This is a genomic window from Streptomyces sp. NBC_01304, from assembly GCF_035975855.1.
Lineage (GTDB): Bacteria > Actinomycetota > Actinomycetes > Streptomycetales > Streptomycetaceae > Streptomyces.
The window spans coordinates 5809482-5827396 of the sequence record NZ_CP109055.1 but is presented as its reverse complement, the minus strand read 5'-3'; the positions used below and the strand labels follow the sequence as shown (position 1 = coordinate 5827396).

The following is a 17915-nucleotide window of genomic DNA, read 5'->3' as shown; positions in this document are numbered from 1 at the left end:
GTACGTACCGACATAGGGGGAACCACATGAAGGCCGCTGTCTATCTCGCGCACCCGCGCCCCGGCAGCTTCAACCATGCCTTGGCGGAGGCCGTCGCCGAGGAGCTGCGGGGGCGGGGCTGCGAGGTCGTCGTGCACGATCTGTACGCGGAGGGCTTCGACCCGCTGGTCCGCGCCGACGGCACGGAGACCGTCGAGGACGCCCCCGAGGCCGATGACGCCCAAGTCGCCGCCTACCAGGCCGAGTTGGCCGAGCTCGACGCCCTCGTCCTCGTCCATCCCAACTGGTGGGGCATGCCTCCGGCGATCCTGACCGGCTGGGCGCAACGGGTCCTCACCCCCGGTGTCGCGTACAAACTCGGCAGCGCGGACGGCGAGCCGGACGGGCTGCTCAAGGCCGGGCGGGCGCTGGTCCTCAACACCTCGGACACGCTTGCCGAGCGCGAGGAGCGCGAGTTCGGCGATCCGCTGCAGCGGATCTGGGCTGCTTGCGTGCTGCCGTACGTCGGGATCGAGGACGTGCGCCGGACCGTCTTCCGCACCGTCTCGGACTCGACCGACGAGCAGCGGGCGAGCTGGCTGCGGCAGGCGCGGGAGCAGGCCGCGGCGCTGGTCGACGGCTGACCCCAGGCCCGGGGTGGTGCTAACCCCACCCCCAAGACGCCCCCTGGCCGCATCCCCAAGGGGTCGCGGATTCGCGAGAGTTGGGACAACAGCACGGCACGTCCCCGCGAAGCCGTCGGAATCGTCCGCTCCCCGAAGATGCGAGGCCCGTCATGAGCACAGGCACCCTCCCCTACGCCGCCACCGTCGCCCCCTCCGCAGCCGTCGCCCCCGCCACCGAGGCCCGGCGTGCCCCCGAGGCTCCCGGCTTCTGGCGGGCCCCGTTCGCCGGCTCGACCTTCCGGGAGCTCGGGCACGTCATCGGTTCGCTGCCCATCACGATCGTCGGGTTCACCTATGCCGTGACGATGTTCTCGCTGGGTGTGGGCCTGCTCGCCGTCTGGGCCGGGATCCCGGTGCTCGTCGCCACGCTGGCCGGGGCGCGCGGGCTCGGGGCGGCCGAGCGGGGGCGGGCCCGGGCGCTGCTCGGGATCGACGTCGCCGGGCCGGCCAGCTCGCCGCAGGGGCTGAAGGCGCGGCTCACGGACACCGCCGGCTGGCGGGCGCTGCTCTTCCAGGTCGTGATGTTCCCGGCCCGGGTCGTCTCGTTCTCGCTGGCCGTGACGTTCTGGGTGACCGGCTGGGTCGTGGCCCTGTTCCCGACGTACTCCTGGGTCTTCAAGCACTACCTGGACTGGCCCGGCTACCAGCTCTACGACTTCACCTCGGGCGGCGTGCACCACGCGTACTACATCGAGTCGGCCTGGCAGGTCGCCGGTGTCTCGCTGGTCGGCTTCGCGCTCGTCCTCATGACCCCGAAGCTGCTGCGCGGCCTGACCAACCTGGACCGTGCCGCGGTCCGCGGACTGCTCGGCTGAGTACCCCGCCCTACCCCGCAGCACCCCGTAAAAGGCACTGACCTGCACAGACGAAGGCCCCGCTGCCCACCGGCCGGGGCCTTCGGCCCGTAGGTGGGGACCAACGCCGGGCCAGATGATCGATCAAATGCGGTGCAATGGAAAGTGGCCGCGGACTGCGACGGAGCAGCCCGCGCCGCTCGGCACCCGGAGGTCGGCCCCGTCATGGCCAGCACACAGACTGTGGAAAAGCGCGGCTTCTGCACGTTGTGCAAGTCCCGCTGCGGCGTCATCTACACCGTGCAGGACGGCCGCATGACCGGCGCCCGCCCCGACCCCCGCCACCCCAACGGCACCGCGATGTGCCCCAAGGGCCGCGCCGCCCCGGAGATCGCGCACAGCACCCAGCGGCTCACCACTCCCCTGCGCCGTACGAACCCCAAGTCGGACCCGGATCCCGGCTGGCAGCCGATCAGTTGGGACGAGGCGCTCGACGAGATCGCCGGGAAGATGCGGGCGATCGCCGAGGAGAGCGGACCCGAGGCGGTGGCCTTCGGGGTCGCGACGCCGAGCGGCACGATGGTGTCGGACGCCACCGAGTGGATCGAGCGTCTGATACGCGGCTTCGGCAGCCCCAACACCGTGTACAGCGCCGAGCTCTGCAACTGGCACAAGGACTCCGCACACGCCTTCACCTTCGGCTCCCCGCTCCCCCCGCCGGACTACGCGCACGCCGACCTCGCCCTGCTCTGGGGCTTCAACCCGGCCAAGACCTGGCTCGCCCAGTCCGCCGCCGTCTCCGCGGCGCAGGCCCGCGGCATGAAGCTCGCCGTGATCGACCCGCGCCGCTCCACCAGCGCGCTCGGCGCCGAGCACTGGCTGCGGGTGCGGCCCGGCACGGACGCGGCGCTCGCCCTGGGCCTGGCCCAGCTGCTCATCGAACAGGGCGCGTACGACGAGGAGTTCGTGCGCGGCTGGACCAACGCCCCGTTCCTCGTGCGCTGCGACACCGGCCGCTTCCTGCGCGCCGACGAGCTCACCGAAGGCGCCGCTCCTTCGGACGGGTTCGTCGTCTGGAACGAGCAGGGCGAGCGCCCCGAGCCCTACGACACCCACCGCGCCGCCCACCGCCCGGAGCGGTTCGCCCTGACGGGGACGTACCGGATCGCCACCCGCACCGGCTCCGTCACCTGCGTACCCTCGTTCCAGAAGTACGCCGACGCCTGTGCCCGGTGGCCCGTGGCGCGGGTGGCCGAGACGACCTGGATCCCGGAGGCGGAGATCCGCGCCCTGGCCGACGCGATCGCGGCCGCGGGATCGGTGGCGTACTACGGCTGGACCGGCGTCGGCCAGAGCGCCAACGCCTCGCAGACCGAGCGGGCGATGGCCACGCTGTACGCGCTGACCGGGTCGTACGACACCCCCGGCGGCAACCACGTCGTCGCCCCGCCGCCCTACGCCCCGGCCGCCGGCAAGCTCGCCCCCGAGCAGCAGGCCAAGGCGCTCGGACTCGACAAGCACCCGCTGGGGCCGCCCGCCTCCGGGTACATCAACGCGGGCGACCTCTGCCGGGCCGTCGAGCACCAAGACCCTTACGCGGTACGGGCGTTGATCGGCTTCGGATCGAACCTCGTCGTCGCCCAGCCCGGCTCGGACCGCATGGCGCAGGCCCTGCGGACCCTCGAATTCCAGGTGCACATCGACCTGTTCCACAACCCCACCAGCCGCACCGCCGACATCGTCCTGCCCGTCAACAGCGCCTGGGAGCACGAAGGGCTGCGCTTCGGCTTCGAGACCAATCACCAGGCGGCGGAGCACATCCAGCTGCGGCAGCGGATGGTCGAGCCACAGGGCTCCTCCCGCTCCGACACCGAGGTCGTCTTCGCGCTCGCGCGGCGGCTCGGCCTCGGCGAGCTGTTCTTCGACGGGGACATCGAGGCCGCCTGGAACCACCAGCTGGCGCCGCTCGGCCTGACCACGGACGCGCTGCGGGCGCGGCCCGGCGGGATGCGGATCCGCAAGCCGGTACGCCACCGCAAGTACGCCTCCGAGCAGGCGGACGGGACCGTGACGGGCTTCGGCACGCCGACGCGGCGGGTCGAGTTCTACTCGGAGCGCCTGGCCGCGTACGGCTACCCGCCGGTGCCGGAACACCGCGAACCGGCCGCCACCAGCCCTGACTTCCCGCTCGTCCTCACCAACGCCAAGAGCGGCTACTTCGTGCACAGCCAGCACCGCGCCGTCGCCTCGCTGCGTCGCCGCTCCCCCGATCCGCTGGTCCACCTCAGCCCGGAGACGGCCGCCGCGCGCGGGATCGGCGGGGGTCAGTGGGTGGAGGTGTCGACGCGGCTCGGGTCCATCCGGCTGCGGGCCCGCTTCGACGAGTCGCTGCACCCCGGTGTGGTGTCCGCCGAGTACGGCTGGTGGCAGGACTCGCCCGACCTCGGGCAGCCCGGCGCCGACCCTCTGAGTCTTTCGGGCGCCAACTTCAACCGCCTGGTCGACGATTCGGAGACCGACCCGCTGAGCGGTTCGGTGCCGCTGCGGGCGGCGGTCTGCGAGGTGCGGCCCGCGCCGGGAGCGGCCGAGTGGACCGGGACGCGCCCGTTCACGGTGACCGCGGTCGGGGCCGAGGGCGACGGCGTACGCACCCTGCGCCTGGAGCCCGTCGACGGCGAGCCGCTGCCGGACCACCTGCCGGGCCAGCACCTGACCGTGCACGCGCCGGGCATCGCGACCGACCGCAGCTACTCACTGACCGGGCCCGCCCGCGAACAGGGGCGTACCGCTTATGAGTTGGCCGTACGCCAGGTCGCCGAGGGCGAGTTCTCGACGTACGTCCACGAGCGCCTGGCTGTCGGCGACGAACTCCGGCTCGCCACCCCCGGCGGCACGTTCTGCCTGCCCACGCGGGCGGACTTCCCGGTGGTGCTGCTCGCGGGCGGCATCGGGATCACGCCGTTCCTGAGCTATCTGGAGACGTTGGCCGCGAACGGCTCCGACGTGCGCGAGGTGATCCTCCATTACGGCGTGCGCGACTCGGCCGACCATCCCTTCCGGGACCGGCTGCGCGAACTCCAGGGCCGGATCAGGGCGTTGCGCGTCATCGAGCACTACGCCGCCCCGGCCGACGGCGACGTCCTGGGCCGCGACTACGACCGCCGGGGCTTCGTCTCGGTGGCCGACATCGCGCCCGACCTGATCGCCCGCCGGGCCCGCTTCTACCTGTGCGGTCCGGAGCCGATGCTGGAATCCCTCACCTCCGGCCTGCTCGAACTCGGCGTCCCCCGCTTCGAGATCTTCAGCGAGAAGTTCCGGGCGGCGCGGCGCGAGGTGTCCGTGCCGGACGACGCGGAGTTCACCGTCCGCTTCGCCAAGTCCGACCGCGAGGTCGTCTGGCGCAAGGGCGACGGCAGCCTCCTCGAACTGGGTGAGGGTGCGGGCGTCCGGCTGGCCAGTGGCTGCCGGGTCGGGCAGTGCGAGAGCTGCGCGTGCTCGGTGCTCAAGGGGGAGGCCGCCCACCTGGTGGCCACCTCGGACGACCTCCCCGAGCAGGAAGTGCTGACCTGCCAGTCCATCCCTACGTCGGACCTGGTCCTGGACGCGTGACTCCGGCAGGGGCGGACCGGGTTCACGTCATCGGCGTGATGGGCTCGTCGGGCACGAAGTAGCTGTCGTGCTTGACGAGGAACTCGCCGAACTCCTCGCCCCCGCGCTGCGCCATCTCCGCCACCTTCTCGAAGTACTCCTCGCGCGGCGCACCCGGCGTGAAGAGCATGATCATGGAGGCCGGGTCGTCGTGCTGGTTCTTGAAGGCGTGCAGACCGCCGACGGGGACGTGCAGGAAGTCCCCGGCGCCCGCCGTGATCCACTCCTGGCCGTTGTAGAGGTCCACCTGCCCGGACAGGACGAAGAAGGACTCCGATATCGCCCGGTGGAAGTGGGTGCTCGGACCGGGTGACTGCGGCCCCAAGTCGACCTTGTAGAGCCCGAATTCGCCGCCGGTGGAGGCGTGCGTGGCCAGATAGTGGGTGCGGTTCCCGGTGCCCGAGGTCAGCTCGGCCTCCTGGTCCGCCGACCTGAACATCGCGTTGATCTCGCCCTTTTCGCCGAGGTAGCGGGGCTCGGGGTAAGACATGTACGGCTCCTCGATGCTCAGTTGCGGCGTACGGGCGTACGCGCGTCGTCACGCGGTTTGGCGCGCCAGAGGGTACGCATCGCACCCAGCACAACCACCGCCCAGACGAGAACCGCAGGCCAGAGCAGAATCTTCCCCAGGGTCCACAGCCACGGGATCTCCAGGGCCGCCGACGTGGACAGCGCGGCCACCGCGGTCATGCCGAGCGGGAACACCGTGGACCAGCGCTTGGTGCTGTATCCCGGCCGGGGCCAACGGAGTTCGCAGCACAGGAGGACCGCATACCAGGCGAGCGCCACACCCAGGAGCACCAGCGTCGCGATCCGCAACGGGTCGTGCAGCGAGGTCGCCCAGCGCAGCGGCCCGTGCGGCGCCGCCGCGGCGACCAGCTTGGACCCGGCCAGGGCGGAGATCGACATCGCCCCCGCGATGATCCAGTGGTCGCCCGCGCCGGCGGCGAGTTGGCGGAAGTCGAACCGCGCGAGGACGAGGACGTACAGCAGGATCCCGATCACGAACAGCACGAGGGCCGGCCACAGCAGCCAGCGCCACCCGCTGGACGTGGCGACCGCGCAGGCCAGGACCACGATGGCCTGGGTCGCCACGCACACCAGATAGGCGGCGCCCGGCACACTGCGCCCCCGGTGCCGCAGCACATGCGTCATCAGCAGCGGCCAGAGCAGCACGGTGAGACAGAGCGCGAGCACCGAGACCGGGCCCCAGCCGAGCAGCGACAGACGGGTGCCGACGACTCCGGTCGCGGCGACGGCGGTCAGCGCGGGCGGGGTGTCGGCCTCCTGACGCCAGCGGTCCCGTTCGGTCAGGAGATGGCGTACGAAGACGGCGGCGAGCAGCAGCCAGACCCCGAGGGCCACGACCAGGAACGCCAGCGAGGCCCAGTCCACCCCGAGCAGGTGCAGGCCGACCGACAGGATCGTGGTCGCCATGACCAGGGCGCCGACGGCCGGGGGCAGGGCGTCGATGCGGGTGATCAGTCTTCCGAGCCTCATCCGGTCCGGCTGCATTTCTTGATCGTGGCACCGGGCGCGTGGCCCGGCATGCCGGGCCGGGCGTTCTGACGTACGCTGGAGCTTGACTGAAATTTCAGTCAGGACTAGCTTCGGCGCTCCGGCGCTTTCCCGCGCCCCGGTGTTCCCCCGGCCTGCCTCCGGGGTTGTCGTAGAACGGTCCGGATTACCTCAGGAGAGATCGAGATGGCCATGACCCGCCGCAAGGCCCTGCTGACCACCGCCGCCGCCGCGGCGCTCGCCCCGGTGGTCTCCGCGTGCGGTGCGGGGGCGAGCGCGGCGTCGGCCGGCACCGAGTCCCCGGCCGCCGAAACGGCCTCGGGCCCGGTCACCGGCGGCCGCATGCCGGACGAGCGGGAGCCGCATCAGGGCACCTTCATGGCGTGGCCCACCAAGAAGATCTGGGGACGCGACACCGCGGGCGTACGCGACGACATCGCGCGCATCGCCCGGACCATCGGCGACTTCGAGCCGGTCACCGTGCTGGCCTCGGAGGGGGACGCGCAGGGCGCGCGCAGGGCGGTGGGCTCGCAGGTCGACGTCGTGGTCGTGCCGGTGAACGACCTGTGGATGCGCGACACCGGGCCGACCTTCGTGCGGCGCACCGACGGCTCCCTGGCCGGGGTCGACCTGAACTTCAACGGCTGGGGCGACAAGCAGGAGCACCGCCTGGACGCCCAGGTCGCCCGCAAGCTGCTCGCGCACGAGGACATCCCGCGGATCGCGGCCCCGCTGGTCGCCGAGGGCGGCTCCCTCGAGGTCGACGGCGACGGCACGCTCATGATCACCGAGAGCTCGGTCGTCAACGACAACCGGAACCCCGGCAAGAGCCGCGACGACCTGGAGCGGGAGCTGAAGGCGCTGCTCGGCGTCACCAAGGTGATCTGGGTGAAGGGCCTCAAGGACCACGACATCACGGACCTGCACATCGACGGGCTCGCCCGCTTCACGGAACCCGGTGTCGTGCTCCTGAACGCCCCGGCGCCGGGTGCGCCCCGGGACATCTGGTTCAAGGTGTACGAGGAGACCCGCGAGGCCCTGCGCGGGGCGACGGACGCGAAGGGGCGGAAGCTCGAACTGGTCGAGCTTCCGGAGCCCGTCGACATCGGTCCGCGCGGGGACGAATTCCTTGCCAGTTACGTCAATTACTACGTCGTCAACGACGGGGTGATCGCCCCCCGCTTCGGCGACCGCAAGGCCGACGCCCACGCGGCGGACCTGCTGCGCGAGCTGTACCCGGAGCGGGAGGTCGTCCAGGTGCCGGTCGACACCCTCGCCGAGGGCGGCGGCAGCATCCACTGCTCCACGCAGCAGCTGCCGAAGGCCTGAGACCCCGTAAGCCCCCGGAGGAGCCGGAGGAGCGGGAGGAGCCGGGGTCAGCTCAGCTTCGCCGTGATCTTCGCGAGCCGCTCGCCCTGGTAGCGGGCGGCCTCGCGGGCGGGGTCGCCGACCTCGCCGTTGGCGCCGGCGTGCACGGTTCCGTAGGGGTTGCCGCCGTTGCCGTAGACGACCGGGTCCGTGAAGCCGGGCGAGACGATGATCGAGCCCCAGTGGTGCGCGGTGTTGTAGAGGGCGAGCAGCGTCGACTCGTTGCCGCCGTGCAGGTTGTGGGCGCTGGTGAAGGCCGTGAAGGGCTTGTCCGCCATGGTGCCCTGCTGCCACAGGCCACCGGTCGAGTCGATGTACTGCTTCAGCTGGCTCGAAATGTTGCCGTAGCGGGTCGGCGAACCGAGCGCATAGCCGTCCGCCCAGGCCAGGTCGTCGAGCGTGGCGACCTCGACCTCGTCCTTGGTGGCGTCGACGTGGGCGCGCCAGGCCGGGTTGGAGTCGATCGCGGCATCGGGGGCGAGCTCGGGGACGCGGCGCAGGCGGACCTCGGCGCCGGACTTCTCCGCGCCCTCGGCGATGGACTTGGCCAGCTCGTGCACATTGCCGGTCGACGAGTAGTAGATGACGGCGATCTTCGCTGCTGCGCTCATGACGGTCCTCCAGAGACCTGAAACCAGAAACCTGACACCGGAAAGTCGTGATCGGCCGAAGCGGATCACTATCCGGTTCGGCGCGCTTCCGAGTTAAACGGATAGCGATCCGCTTCCGCAAGGGGTTCCCGAAGAAAAGTGGATACCTTTCCGCTTTGCTCGTTCACGAGTACGCTCCGGGCATGACGCCGCCGAAGGAGCCTCGGAACGAACCCCTCCGCATCGACCTGCCGCTGGCCGGCCAGCCCGCGCCCGAGCGCGCGGACGCCGCCCGCAACCGGCGCAGGATCCTCGATGCGGCGGCCGTCCTCCTTGAGGAGCAGGGCCCCGCCTGCCTGACCATGAACGCCGTGGCGAAGGCCAGCGGCATCGGCGTGGGCACGGTGTACCGGCGCTTCGGCGATGTGGCCACGCTCCTGATCGCCCTGCTCGACGAGCGCGAACAGGCCTTCCAGCAGAGCTTCTTGAGCGGTCCGCCACCGCTCGGGCCCGAGGCCCCGCCGGTCGAGCGGCTGCGCGCGTTCCTGCATGCGTACGCGGAGTACGTCGACGAGCTGCGCGACCTGATGCTCGCCGTCGAGGTGTCCGATCCCCGGGCCATGTACGGCAGCGGGCCGTACCGGATCTGCCACACCCATGTCGCGATGCTCGTCGGCCAGATGCACCCGGAGGCCGACGCCGCCCTGCTCGCCGATCTGCTGCTCGCGCCGCTCAGGCCGTCCCTGGTGCGGCATCTGCGTACGGAGCGCGGGATGTCGGTCGAGCGGATCAAGGGCGGGCTCGACGCGCTGCTCGGGCTTCAGCTCATGTGAGCCTGCTGCGAGCTTCGCGTGAGCACCCTGTGAGCTGCTTCACATCCAGAGGTGTCACAACGGGCCGAGGTCATGACGTCTTAGGGGTGTAGCCAAAAGCAGCAACCCAAGGAGTGCACCATGGAAGCCCGCCTGAACTTCTTCGCCGCCCCCGTAGCGACCTCGGCGGCAGCCAAGGCCATGAAGCACCTCATCGCCGCGGGCAAGGCGGTCGAGGAGTCGACCGTGCCGAACTCGACGCTCGAGCTCGTGAAGATCCGGGCCAGCCAGATCAACGGCTGCGGGTTCTGCCTCGACATGCACACCAAGGACGCCACCCACGCCGGGGAGACCGCGCTCCGCCTCAACCTGATCGCCGCCTGGCGCGAGGCCACGGTGTTCACCGAGGCCGAGCGTGCCGCCCTGGAGCTGGCCGAGCAGGGCAGCCGCATCGCCGACGCGGCCGGTGGCGTACCGGACGAGGTCTGGGCGAACGCCGCCAAGCACTACGACGAGGAGCAGCTCGCCGCCCTGGTGGTGGCCGTCGCCGTCATCAACGCCTTCAACCGCGGGAACGTCATGGCCCAGCAGCCCGCCGGGGCCTACCAGCCCGGCATGTTCGGCTGAAAGGCACGGCAGCACAGGGCCCCGGCCCCCTCGCAGGGGTCGGGGCCCGATGTTTCGGCCGGGGCTCAACCACGCACCCCGTACCGCTCATGCACCCGCCGCAACCGGGCCGGCGCCCACCAGGCCCGCGCACCGAGCAGCGCCATCGTCGCCGGGACGAGCAGCATCCGGACCACGGTCGCGTCGATCAGGACCGCGAGGGTCAGACCGAGCCCGATCTGCAGGATCGGTGAGAAGCCCCCGGTCATGAACCCGGCGAACACCACCGAGAGCAGCAGCGCCGCACAGCTCACGACCCGCCCCGAGTGCCGCAGCCCGCTCACCACGGCCTCCTCGGCGTTCCCCGTGGCCAGCCAGCTCTCCCGCATCCGGGACAGGATGAACAGCTCGTAGTCCATGGCGAGGCCGAACGCGATCGCGATGATCAACGGCGGTGCGGTGATGTTCAGTTCGCCGAGCCCTTCCCCGCCGAGCCACGACGCCCCGTGCCCGCCCTGGAAGACCCAGGTGACCACCCCGAGCGCGGCGCCCAGACTGAGCAGCGTGGTCAGCAGGGTGCGCAGCGGGATGAGCAGCGAGCCCGTGAAGGCGAAGAGCAGCACCGAGATCCCGACGAGGACGATCAGCGCGGCCCACGGGGTCAGCTCGCCCAGCATGTTCCGGAAGTCGACCAACCGGGCCGCCGTGCCCGCCACCTGCACCGGCTCGTCGCCCCTCAAGTCCCTTATCTCACGCACCAGTCCGGTCGCGGTCGGCCCGTCCACCGCCCCGGTCGGGCTCAGCTCGACCACCGTCGAACCGTCGGGCAGCTGGTGGCTCTCGGAGGCCGCGATCCCGGGCAGCGCCCGGATCTTGCGCGCGCAGTCGCGCGGCGCCCCGGGCCGGATCAGGACCGTGATCGGGTCGATGCCCGTGCCTGCCGGGAAGTGCGCGCCCACGGTGTCGTACAGCTGCCGTGCCTCGGTGTCCTTGGGCAGCGAACGCGCGTCCCCCACCGCGATCTTCATGCCGAGGGCGGGCAGCGCGAGCACCACGAGCCCGGCCACCACGACGGTCACGACGAGCAGCGGCCGCCGGATCGAGAAGCGCGCAAGGCGGGCGAAGACCGCCCCGGGCTCCCGCCCGGCAGGCTTCGCCCTGGCCTTGGCGGGCGCGATCTTCCGCCCGAACCTGGTCAGCAGTGCCGGCACCAGCGTGACCGCGGCCAGCATGTCGACGACCACAACCGCCCCCACCGCCAGGCCCATTGAGCGCAGGAAGGGACTCGGGTAGACGAGCAGCCCGGCCAGGCTGACGGCCACGGTGAGCCCGGAGAACAGCACGGTCCGCCCGGCGTGCGCGACGGTCCGGTGCACCGCCTCGACCACATCGTCGGCGTCGGTGGACTCGGTGCCGCGCCGCTCCTCACGGAAGCGCATGACCATCAGCAGCGCGTAGTCGACGGCGAGCCCGAGCCCCATCATCGTGGTGATCTGGACGACGTACAGCGAGATCTCGGTGACCTGGCTGAAGCCGAACAGGATCAGGAACGCCCCGCCCACGCCGCAGACCGTCACGACGAGCGGCAGGCCGGCGGCGCGCAGTCCGCCGAAGATGATCAGCAGCAGGAGCAGCACGGCGGGCAGCGTGATGATCTCCGCGTTCTTGACGTCCTGCTCCGCCCGCTCACCCATCTGCTGCCCGAGCAACTCTCCGCCGCTGACGTGCACTTGGGGCGCGTCAATCTGCCGCAGCCGGCCGGCCGCGTCCTCGATGGCGTCGTCCTCGGCGTCCTCGTCGAGGCCGCCCTCGAAGACGACGGGGATCAGCAGGGCCCGGCCGTCCTCGGCGGTGAGGCCGGGGGTGGTGAAGGGGTCGGGGACTTCCGCGACTCCCTTCGTGTTCCGTACGTCGGCGACGGCGCGCTCGATCTGCGGGCGGAGCCTCGCCACCTCCGTACCGGCGACGACGGCGGTCATGTCGCTGCCGGCCGGGTCGAGCTCCTCCATCAGGTGTTCCGTACGGTCCGACTCCGTGCCGGGGATGTCCGGCACGGCGTCCGAGAGCCGGTCGAAGACGCCCGTGCCGAAGCCGAAGCCGAGGAACAGAAGCAGCAGCCATACGAGGATCACGGTGAGCGGGCGACGGGTCGCCGTCCTGGCGAGTGCGGAGAGCATGGTCCCTCCTCGGGGCGTGTCCGATTGCTCACCGCTTACGGTCCGCCGGGAGGGGCGGCTTCAGAACGCCGGGCAGAGGGATTTGCGGGGGTCCCCCGGGCGGGCGAGGCGGGGGGTCCGGCTCCCCCGTGCGGGCGAGGGCCGGATCGGGCTGCGGAGTTCAGTCCGTGCCCGGGACGACCAGGCCCGTCTCGTACGCGCAGATCACGGCCTGTACGCGATCGCGCAGCCCCAACTTGCTGAGCACATTGCTGACATGGGTCTTCACCGTGTGATCGCTGACCACGAAGTCGGCGGCGATCTCGGCATTGGTGAGGCCGCGGGCCAGCAGGCGAAGGGTCTCCTCCTCGCGGGCGGTGAGCACGGCGAGGCGGTCGCGCGCGGCCGCGGGGCTCTCCTGGGCGGCGGTGCGGCGTCTGCTCACGATGTCGGCGACCAGGCGGCGGGTGACGGAGGGGGCGAGCAGGGAGTCGCCCGCGGCCACGACGCGGACCGCGTGCACCAGGTCGTCCCGGCGCACGTCCTTGAGCAGGAAGCCGCTGGCTCCCGCGTACAGGGCCTCGTAGACGTATTCGTCGAGGTCGAAGGTGGTGAGCATGACCACGCGGCAGCCGGACTGGGCACAGACGAGCCGGGCGGCCTCCAGGCCGTCCATGCCGGGCATGCGGATGTCCAGGAGGAGTACGTCGGGGGTGTGTTGGGCCACGGCCCGGACGGCTTGCGAGCCGTCACCCGCTTCTGCGACCACCTCGATGTCGGGCTGGGCTTCGAGGATCATGGCGAAGCCACTGCGGACCAGCTCTTGGTCGTCGGCGACGACTACCCGGATGCTCATACGATCCCCCACCCCGCCCCTTCCCGAAATTCTGCGAAGCCTTCCGCCCTACGGGCGGTGTCCTCAAACGCCGGACGGGCTGGTTCTACCAGCCCGTCCGGCGTTTGAGGACAATCTTTTCAAGCCGGCGGCAGCCTTACGGGAAGGGGCGGGGTGGGGGAAAAGCCTGCAGCAGAGGGCACCCGGACCGTCACCCGGAACCCACCACCCGGGACCGGCCCCGCCTCCGCGGACCCGCCGCACGCCACCGCCCGTTCCCGGATCCCGATCAAGCCATGACCGGCACCACCATGGGACGACGGGTCCGGGAAGCCCCGACCGTCATCCTCCACCGTCACCACCAACTCCTCATCGCCCCAACCCAGTTGGACCAGGACGGCCGAAGCCCGCGCATGCTTCACCGTATTGGTCAGAGCCTCCTGCACCACCCGATACACCGCCACCTCCACATCAGGATGCAGCGGCCGAGCCCCCTCCAGCCCGCGCAGCGACACCCGCAGCCCCGCCCGCCCCACCTCCCGCACCAGCTCGGGCAGGCCGGCGACGCCCGGCTGGGGGGTCAGCGGGCCGGGCCCCTGGTCCCTCAACACACCCAGGATCCGGCGGAGTTGCACCATCGCATCCCGCCCGCTCGACGCGATCGCGTCGAAGGCCGCCTCCGCGCGCGCCGGGTCGGAGCGGACCACCACCGGCCCCGCCTCGGCCTGCACCACCATCAGGGAGACCGCGTGGGCGAGGATGTCGTGCATGTCGCGGGCGATCCGGGACCGCTCCTGGGCCACCGCCCGCGCGGTCTCGTGGGCGCGCTCGCGCTCCAGGAGGCGGGCCCGGTCCTCCAGGGCCTCGGTGTAGGCGCGCTGGGTGCGGCTGAGTACGCCCAGGCCGTAGGCGGCGGCGAAGCTCAGCAGGTGGAAGACGTACTCGAAGGGCTCCGCATGCTCCTTGAACGTCATGGTCAGCGAGGCGCCGACGATCCAGCCCACCAGCATCGCCCGCCGCTGCCAGGGCCTGGCCAGGGCGGACACGGTGTAGAGCGCGACCAGGCCGCCGTAGGCCACGTCGGGCGGCGGCCGGTGGTAGTACGCCATGGCCACCATGAACACGGTCACCGCACAGGCCACGGTGAACGGCGCGCGGCGCCGCCAGATCAGCGGCACCGCCGTGCCGACGCCGAGCACGAAGCCCGGCCAGGACACCTCGTCGCCGCCCGACTCGGGCAGCCAGTGCTGCACGGACACGGCGAACGTGACGAGGGCGGCGAGGGCGAGGTCGACGGCGTACGGATGAGTGGTCCACAGGGCGCGCAGACGGTCGAAGAGGGGGAACTTCCGGGACATGGGGCGGCTCCTCGGTCGGGAGGCGCTGCCAGTATCGGCGGGCGTCGCGGGCCGCGTCCTCACCGGTGCGGGGGATATCGCCGTGTTGGCCGGAGACGGCCACGACCACGACTTGACCTCAAGCTTGATTGAGGTTCTACGTTTGCCGCATGGACACCTTCACGTACTCGCACAGCGACGCCGAACTCCTCAACCAGCCCATCGGCTACTGGAGTTGGGCCGCCCACAAGTCCGTCGTCGGCCACATCCGCGCCGGCCTCGCCGAGGTCGACCTCACCCAGCCCCAGTGGTGGGTCATCAACCGCGCGGCCGTCGGCGAGCAGACCCGCGAGGAGGTCACCGCCATGCTGAAGGGCTATCTGGGCGTCGGCGACGCGCTGGGCCCGGAGATCGACAACCTGGTCGAGCGCGACGTGCTCGCGACCGACGCCGAGCGGCATCTCGTACTGACGCCCAAGGGCACCGAGTTGCTGCAGGAGGCCGGGCAGCGGCAGACGAAGACCCTCGCCCAGATCCATCAGGGCGTCTCCGACGAGGAGTTGCTCACCACCCTGAAGGTCCTCCAGCGCATGATCCACAACACCGACGGCAAGGCCTGGCACCACTGAACCACCAAGGACGCCAAGGGTGGTTCCAGCAGACCTACGTTGGCGATACGGGGGCTGAGCGGAGCACTGGGTGGGGTCGCGCCGGGCCCGCAGGATGGATCTCACCAGCCCGGCGGAGCACGAACCGCCGGGCCCCACCGAAGGGTTCGTCCGTCATGACCAGCATCACCGCCGACCTCGCCACCACCACCCAGCCCCTCAAGGACCGGGTCGCGGTCGTCACCGGCGCCTCCAGCGGCATCGGCGCCGCCACCGCCCGCCTCCTCGTCGCCCGGGGCGCCAAGGTCGCCCTGCTCGCCCGCCGCGCGGACCGCCTGGAGGCGCTCGCCGCCGAACTGGGCCACCACGCGCTCGCCGTACCGGTCGACCTCACCGACGCCGGCGCCGTCGAGGCGGCCGCCGCCCTCATCGCCGAGGAGCTCGGCTCGGTCGACCTCGTGGTCAACAGCGCCGGGGTGATGGTCTTCGACCCGGCTGAGGGCCGCGCCGAGAACTGGCGCCGCCAGATCGACATCAACCTGACCGCGCAGCTGGGCCTGGTCGACCTGTTCGTCCCGGCGCTGCTCGCGGCGGCGGGCGAGGGCCGCACGGTCGACCTGTTCAACGTCTCGTCCGTGGCATCCCGCCAGGTCTTCCCCGGCTTCGCGGTCTACAACGCGACGAAGGCCGCGCTCAACCACTTCTCCCGTACGATCCGCGCCGAACTGGCCCCGAAGCACGTCCGCGTGACGACCGTCGAGCCCGGCTTCGTCGCCACCGAACTGCAGGGCACCATCTCCGACCCGAACGTCACGGCTTGGGTGGAGCAGCAGCGCGAGGCCTTCAAGTTCCTGGAGGCCGAGGACGTCGCCGAGATCATCGCCTTCGCCGCCGCGCTGCCGCGCGAGGTCAACATCCCCGAGCTCACCGTGATGCCGACGCGACAGGTGTGACCCACTCCTTGCCCGCCGCCAGCTCCGCGATGACCCGAAGTGCCGCCTCCGAAGGGGAACCGGGTTCTGCCGTATAGGTGATGAGGGCCTGGTCCGGCTCGTCGGGCAGCCGCAGCGTCTCGTACTGCAGCGTGAACTCGCCGACCGCCGGATGGCGCAGGTGGTACCCGCCGTGCCCCTTGTCCCGCACCTCCTGCTCGGCCCAGAGCCGGCGGAAGTCGGCGCTCTTCAGGGTCAGTTCGTCGATCAGCTGGGCGAAGGCCGGGTCGTCCGGGTGGCGTCCCAGGTCCATCCGCAGATAGGCGACCAGATCGCGTTGCTTGGTCTCCCGGTTCACGAAGCGGCCGCCCACCTCGTCGTCCAGGAACAGCAACCAGGCCTTGTTGCGCCGCTCGACGGGCAGCGCGCCCAGGTCGGTGACCAGGGCCGCGAACACCGGGTTCCAGGCGAGCAGGTCCGTACGCCGCCCCACCACGAACGCCGGGGTGTCCCCCATCGAGTCGAGCAGGCGCAGCAGACCAGGCCGGACCACCTGGGCGGGTGCGGGGCCCGAACTCGCCGGGTGGACCAGGTCGCGCAGATGGGCGCGCTCGTCCTTGTCGAGCCGCAGCGCGGACGCCACCGCGTCCACGATCTCGTCCGAGACCCGCTCGGCCCGCCCCTGCTCGAACCGCGTGTAGTAGTCCACGCTCACCCCGGCCAGCTGCGCCAGCTCCTCGCGCCGCAGCCCCGGCACCCGGCGCCGCCCGCCGAACTGCCGCAGGCCCGCCTGCTCCGGTTGGATCCGGGCCCGGCGCGACCGCAGAAACGCCCCCAAGTCTTCTTTGCTCCCCATGCGCCCGATCCAACAACACGGGCGTCACCAGCACAAACGTCATCCCAGTACGTGACACACGTACGCGCTCCCCGGAAGAGAGCTCCCTCATGAGCAGCAACAACTCCACCACCACCGCACCCGCCACCACCGCACTGGGCACCACCGGCATGAACATCTCCCGCACCGGCTTCGGCTCCTGGGCCGTGTCCGGCAGCGGCTGGGCCTACAGCTGGGGCGAGACGGACGACGCGCGGTCGGTCGCCTCGATCGTGCGGGCCGTCGAGTCCGGCGTGAACTGGATCGACACCGCCGCCTACTACGGCCTCGGCCACTCCGAGGAGGTCGTGGCCAAGGCGGTGGCCCAACTGCCCGCCGCCGACCGCCCGTTCCTGTTCACCAAGGCAGGCTTGGTCGGCGACCCCGCCGACCCCACGGCCGCCCCCGTCCGCACCATGAAGCCGGCGAGCGTACGCCGTGAACTCGAAGACTCGCTGCGCCGCCTGAACGTCGAGCAGATCGACCTCTACCAGGTGCACTGGCCGGACACGGGCGAGTCCTTCGCCTACAGCGGCGGCGAGGACAGCACGGGGATCTCCCCCAACGCCACGCCCCTGGAGGAGTACTGGCAGCTCATGGCCGACCTGAAGGCCGAGGGCAAGGTGCGGGCGATCGGCCTGTCCAACCACTCGGTGGCGGAGCTGGAGCGCGCCGAGGCGATCGCCCACGTCGACGCGATCCAGCCGCCCTTCTCGGCGATCAACCGCGCCGCCGCCCCCGAGATCGCCTGGGCGCACGCCCATGACACGGGCGTGATCGTGTACTCGCCGATGCAGTCGGGCCTGCTCACCGGCACGTTCTCGGCTTCCCGCGTGGCATCCCTGCCCGCCGAGGACTGGCGCCGCTCCCACCCCGACTTCACCACCGGCCTCACCGCCAACCTCGCCCTGGCCGACGCCCTGCGCCCGGTCGCGGCCCGCCATGGCATCTCGGTGGCGGAGGCCGCCCTGGCCTGGACCCTCGCCTGGCCGGGCATCACCGGCGCGATCGTCGGGGCCCGCACGCCCGAGCAGGTCGACGGCTGGGCGGGCGCCGGCGCGGTCCGGCTGACGGAGGCGGACCTGGCGGAGATCGCCGGGGCCATCGAGTCGACGGGGGCCGGGTCGGGACCGAGCCGGGGCTGAGCCTGCAAGCTTGATCCGATCAGCTCC

The 17915-nt window shown here is 71.4% G+C and carries 16 protein-coding genes; 9 read left to right on the top strand and 7 right to left on the bottom strand.

The annotated features are described in order from the left end of the window. Positions 1–26: 26 nt before the first annotated feature. The 3 genes from OG430_RS25875 to OG430_RS25865 all read left to right on the top strand — a co-directional run bounded on the left by OG430_RS25875 (position 27) and on the right by OG430_RS25865 (position 5068). Entirely contained in the window at positions 27–623 is a 597-nt protein-coding gene (locus tag OG430_RS25875) for an NAD(P)H-dependent oxidoreductase (protein ID WP_327354990.1), read from the top strand. Between the two features lie 152 nt (positions 624–775). After that, entirely contained in the window at positions 776–1480 is a 705-nt protein-coding gene (locus OG430_RS25870; protein WP_327354988.1) for a sensor domain-containing protein, read from the top strand. Positions 1481–1684: 204 nt separating this feature from the next. Continuing rightward, the gene (locus tag OG430_RS25865) at positions 1685–5068 is read left to right on the top strand and encodes a molybdopterin-dependent oxidoreductase (protein WP_327354987.1); all 3384 of its coding nucleotides are present in this window, start codon (positions 1685–1687) and stop codon (positions 5066–5068) included. Positions 5069–5090: 22 nt separating this feature from the next. On the opposite strand, the gene OG430_RS25860 is transcribed toward OG430_RS25865, so the two are convergent. After that, positions 5091–5597, bottom strand: coding sequence for a cupin domain-containing protein (locus OG430_RS25860; protein WP_327354986.1), 507 nt, complete (start codon positions 5595–5597; stop codon positions 5091–5093). A gap of 17 nt (positions 5598–5614) precedes the next feature. Continuing rightward, positions 5615–6607 carry a tellurite resistance/C4-dicarboxylate transporter family protein gene (locus OG430_RS25855; RefSeq protein WP_327354985.1) on the bottom strand — a complete coding sequence of 331 codons (993 nt, stop codon included), beginning with the start codon at positions 6605–6607 and terminating at the stop codon, positions 5615–5617. A 204-nt stretch (positions 6608–6811) separates the two neighbouring features. On the opposite strand from OG430_RS25855, the gene OG430_RS25850 reads away from it, so the two are divergent. Then, positions 6812–7954 carry an agmatine deiminase family protein gene (locus tag OG430_RS25850; RefSeq protein WP_327354984.1) on the top strand — a complete coding sequence of 381 codons (1143 nt, stop codon included), beginning with the start codon at positions 6812–6814 and terminating at the stop codon, positions 7952–7954. A 47-nt stretch (positions 7955–8001) separates the two neighbouring features. Here the strand turns inward: OG430_RS25850 and wrbA are convergent, their stop codons facing one another. After that, a complete protein-coding gene (gene wrbA, locus OG430_RS25845; protein WP_327354983.1) occupies positions 8002–8604 on the bottom strand; it encodes an NAD(P)H:quinone oxidoreductase in 603 nt (200 codons plus the stop codon). Positions 8605–8786: 182 nt separating this feature from the next. On the opposite strand from wrbA, the gene OG430_RS25840 reads away from it, so the two are divergent. Together OG430_RS25840 and OG430_RS25835 are read left to right on the top strand one after the other, a co-directional pair. Then, positions 8787–9416 carry a TetR/AcrR family transcriptional regulator gene (locus OG430_RS25840; protein WP_327354982.1) on the top strand — a complete coding sequence of 210 codons (630 nt, stop codon included), beginning with the start codon at positions 8787–8789 and terminating at the stop codon, positions 9414–9416. A gap of 120 nt (positions 9417–9536) precedes the next feature. Continuing rightward, positions 9537–10022, top strand: a complete 486-nt coding sequence (locus tag OG430_RS25835) for a carboxymuconolactone decarboxylase family protein (RefSeq protein WP_327354981.1) — start codon at positions 9537–9539, stop codon at positions 10020–10022. A gap of 65 nt (positions 10023–10087) precedes the next feature. Here OG430_RS25835 and OG430_RS25830 read toward each other — a convergent pair whose 3' ends face one another. The 3 genes from OG430_RS25830 to OG430_RS25820 all read right to left on the bottom strand — a co-directional run bounded on the left by OG430_RS25830 (position 10088) and on the right by OG430_RS25820 (position 14350). Then, on the bottom strand, positions 10088–12178 hold the full coding sequence (locus tag OG430_RS25830) for an MMPL family transporter (RefSeq protein WP_327354980.1): 2091 nt from the start codon (positions 12176–12178) through the stop codon (positions 10088–10090). 160 nt (positions 12179–12338) lie between these two features. After that, positions 12339–13013, bottom strand: a complete 675-nt coding sequence (locus OG430_RS25825) for a response regulator transcription factor (protein WP_327354979.1) — start codon at positions 13011–13013, stop codon at positions 12339–12341. Positions 13014–13132: 119 nt separating this feature from the next. Continuing rightward, complete coding sequence (locus OG430_RS25820; protein WP_327354978.1) at positions 13133–14350, bottom strand: sensor histidine kinase; 1218 nt, start codon at positions 14348–14350, stop codon at positions 13133–13135. A 149-nt stretch (positions 14351–14499) separates the two neighbouring features. Between OG430_RS25820 and OG430_RS25815 the strand changes: the two genes are divergently transcribed. Together OG430_RS25815 and OG430_RS25810 are read left to right on the top strand one after the other, a co-directional pair. Beyond that, entirely contained in the window at positions 14500–14958 is a 459-nt protein-coding gene (locus OG430_RS25815) for a MarR family winged helix-turn-helix transcriptional regulator (RefSeq protein WP_327354977.1), read from the top strand. 155 nt (positions 14959–15113) lie between these two features. Further along, complete coding sequence (locus tag OG430_RS25810; RefSeq protein WP_327354976.1) at positions 15114–15890, top strand: SDR family oxidoreductase; 777 nt, start codon at positions 15114–15116, stop codon at positions 15888–15890. Here OG430_RS25810 and OG430_RS25805 read toward each other — a convergent pair. Continuing rightward, positions 15862–16725: a helix-turn-helix transcriptional regulator gene (locus tag OG430_RS25805; protein WP_327354975.1), complete on the bottom strand. Its 864-nt coding sequence runs from the start codon at positions 16723–16725 to the stop codon at positions 15862–15864. The genes OG430_RS25810 and OG430_RS25805 overlap by 29 nt on opposite strands. Positions 16726–16814: 89 nt before the next feature. Between OG430_RS25805 and OG430_RS25800 the strand changes: the two genes are divergently transcribed. After that, positions 16815–17888 (top strand): aldo/keto reductase, encoded by a 1074-nt coding sequence (locus OG430_RS25800; protein WP_327354974.1) that lies wholly within the window; start codon positions 16815–16817, stop codon positions 17886–17888. The last annotated feature ends 27 nt before the right edge of the window (positions 17889–17915 follow it).

Excerpts from the sequence above, each read along its gene's own strand:
- OG430_RS25840 (WP_327354982.1), top strand. The coding sequence starts at position 8,787 with ATGACGCCGCCGAAGGAGCCTCGGAACGAACCCCTCCGCATCGACCTG.
- OG430_RS25830 (WP_327354980.1), bottom strand. The coding sequence starts at position 12,178 with ATGCTCTCCGCACTCGCCAGGACGGCGACCCGTCGCCCGCTCACCGTG.
- OG430_RS25800 (WP_327354974.1), top strand. The coding sequence starts at position 16,815 with ATGAGCAGCAACAACTCCACCACCACCGCACCCGCCACCACCGCACTG.
- wrbA (WP_327354983.1), bottom strand. The coding sequence starts at position 8,604 with ATGAGCGCAGCAGCGAAGATCGCCGTCATCTACTACTCGTCGACCGGC.
- OG430_RS25815 (WP_327354977.1), top strand. The coding sequence starts at position 14,500 with ATGGACACCTTCACGTACTCGCACAGCGACGCCGAACTCCTCAACCAG.
- OG430_RS25805 (WP_327354975.1), bottom strand. The coding sequence starts at position 16,725 with ATGGGGAGCAAAGAAGACTTGGGGGCGTTTCTGCGGTCGCGCCGGGCC.
- OG430_RS25875 (WP_327354990.1), top strand. The coding sequence starts at position 27 with ATGAAGGCCGCTGTCTATCTCGCGCACCCGCGCCCCGGCAGCTTCAAC.
- OG430_RS25865 (WP_327354987.1), top strand. The coding sequence starts at position 1,685 with ATGGCCAGCACACAGACTGTGGAAAAGCGCGGCTTCTGCACGTTGTGC.
- OG430_RS25810 (WP_327354976.1), top strand. The coding sequence starts at position 15,114 with ATGACCAGCATCACCGCCGACCTCGCCACCACCACCCAGCCCCTCAAG.
- OG430_RS25860 (WP_327354986.1), bottom strand. The coding sequence starts at position 5,597 with ATGTCTTACCCCGAGCCCCGCTACCTCGGCGAAAAGGGCGAGATCAAC.
- OG430_RS25870 (WP_327354988.1), top strand. The coding sequence starts at position 776 with ATGAGCACAGGCACCCTCCCCTACGCCGCCACCGTCGCCCCCTCCGCA.
- OG430_RS25850 (WP_327354984.1), top strand. The coding sequence starts at position 6,812 with ATGGCCATGACCCGCCGCAAGGCCCTGCTGACCACCGCCGCCGCCGCG.
- OG430_RS25825 (WP_327354979.1), bottom strand. The coding sequence starts at position 13,013 with ATGAGCATCCGGGTAGTCGTCGCCGACGACCAAGAGCTGGTCCGCAGT.
- OG430_RS25855 (WP_327354985.1), bottom strand. The coding sequence starts at position 6,607 with ATGAGGCTCGGAAGACTGATCACCCGCATCGACGCCCTGCCCCCGGCC.
- OG430_RS25820 (WP_327354978.1), bottom strand. The coding sequence starts at position 14,350 with ATGTCCCGGAAGTTCCCCCTCTTCGACCGTCTGCGCGCCCTGTGGACC.
- OG430_RS25835 (WP_327354981.1), top strand. The coding sequence starts at position 9,537 with ATGGAAGCCCGCCTGAACTTCTTCGCCGCCCCCGTAGCGACCTCGGCG.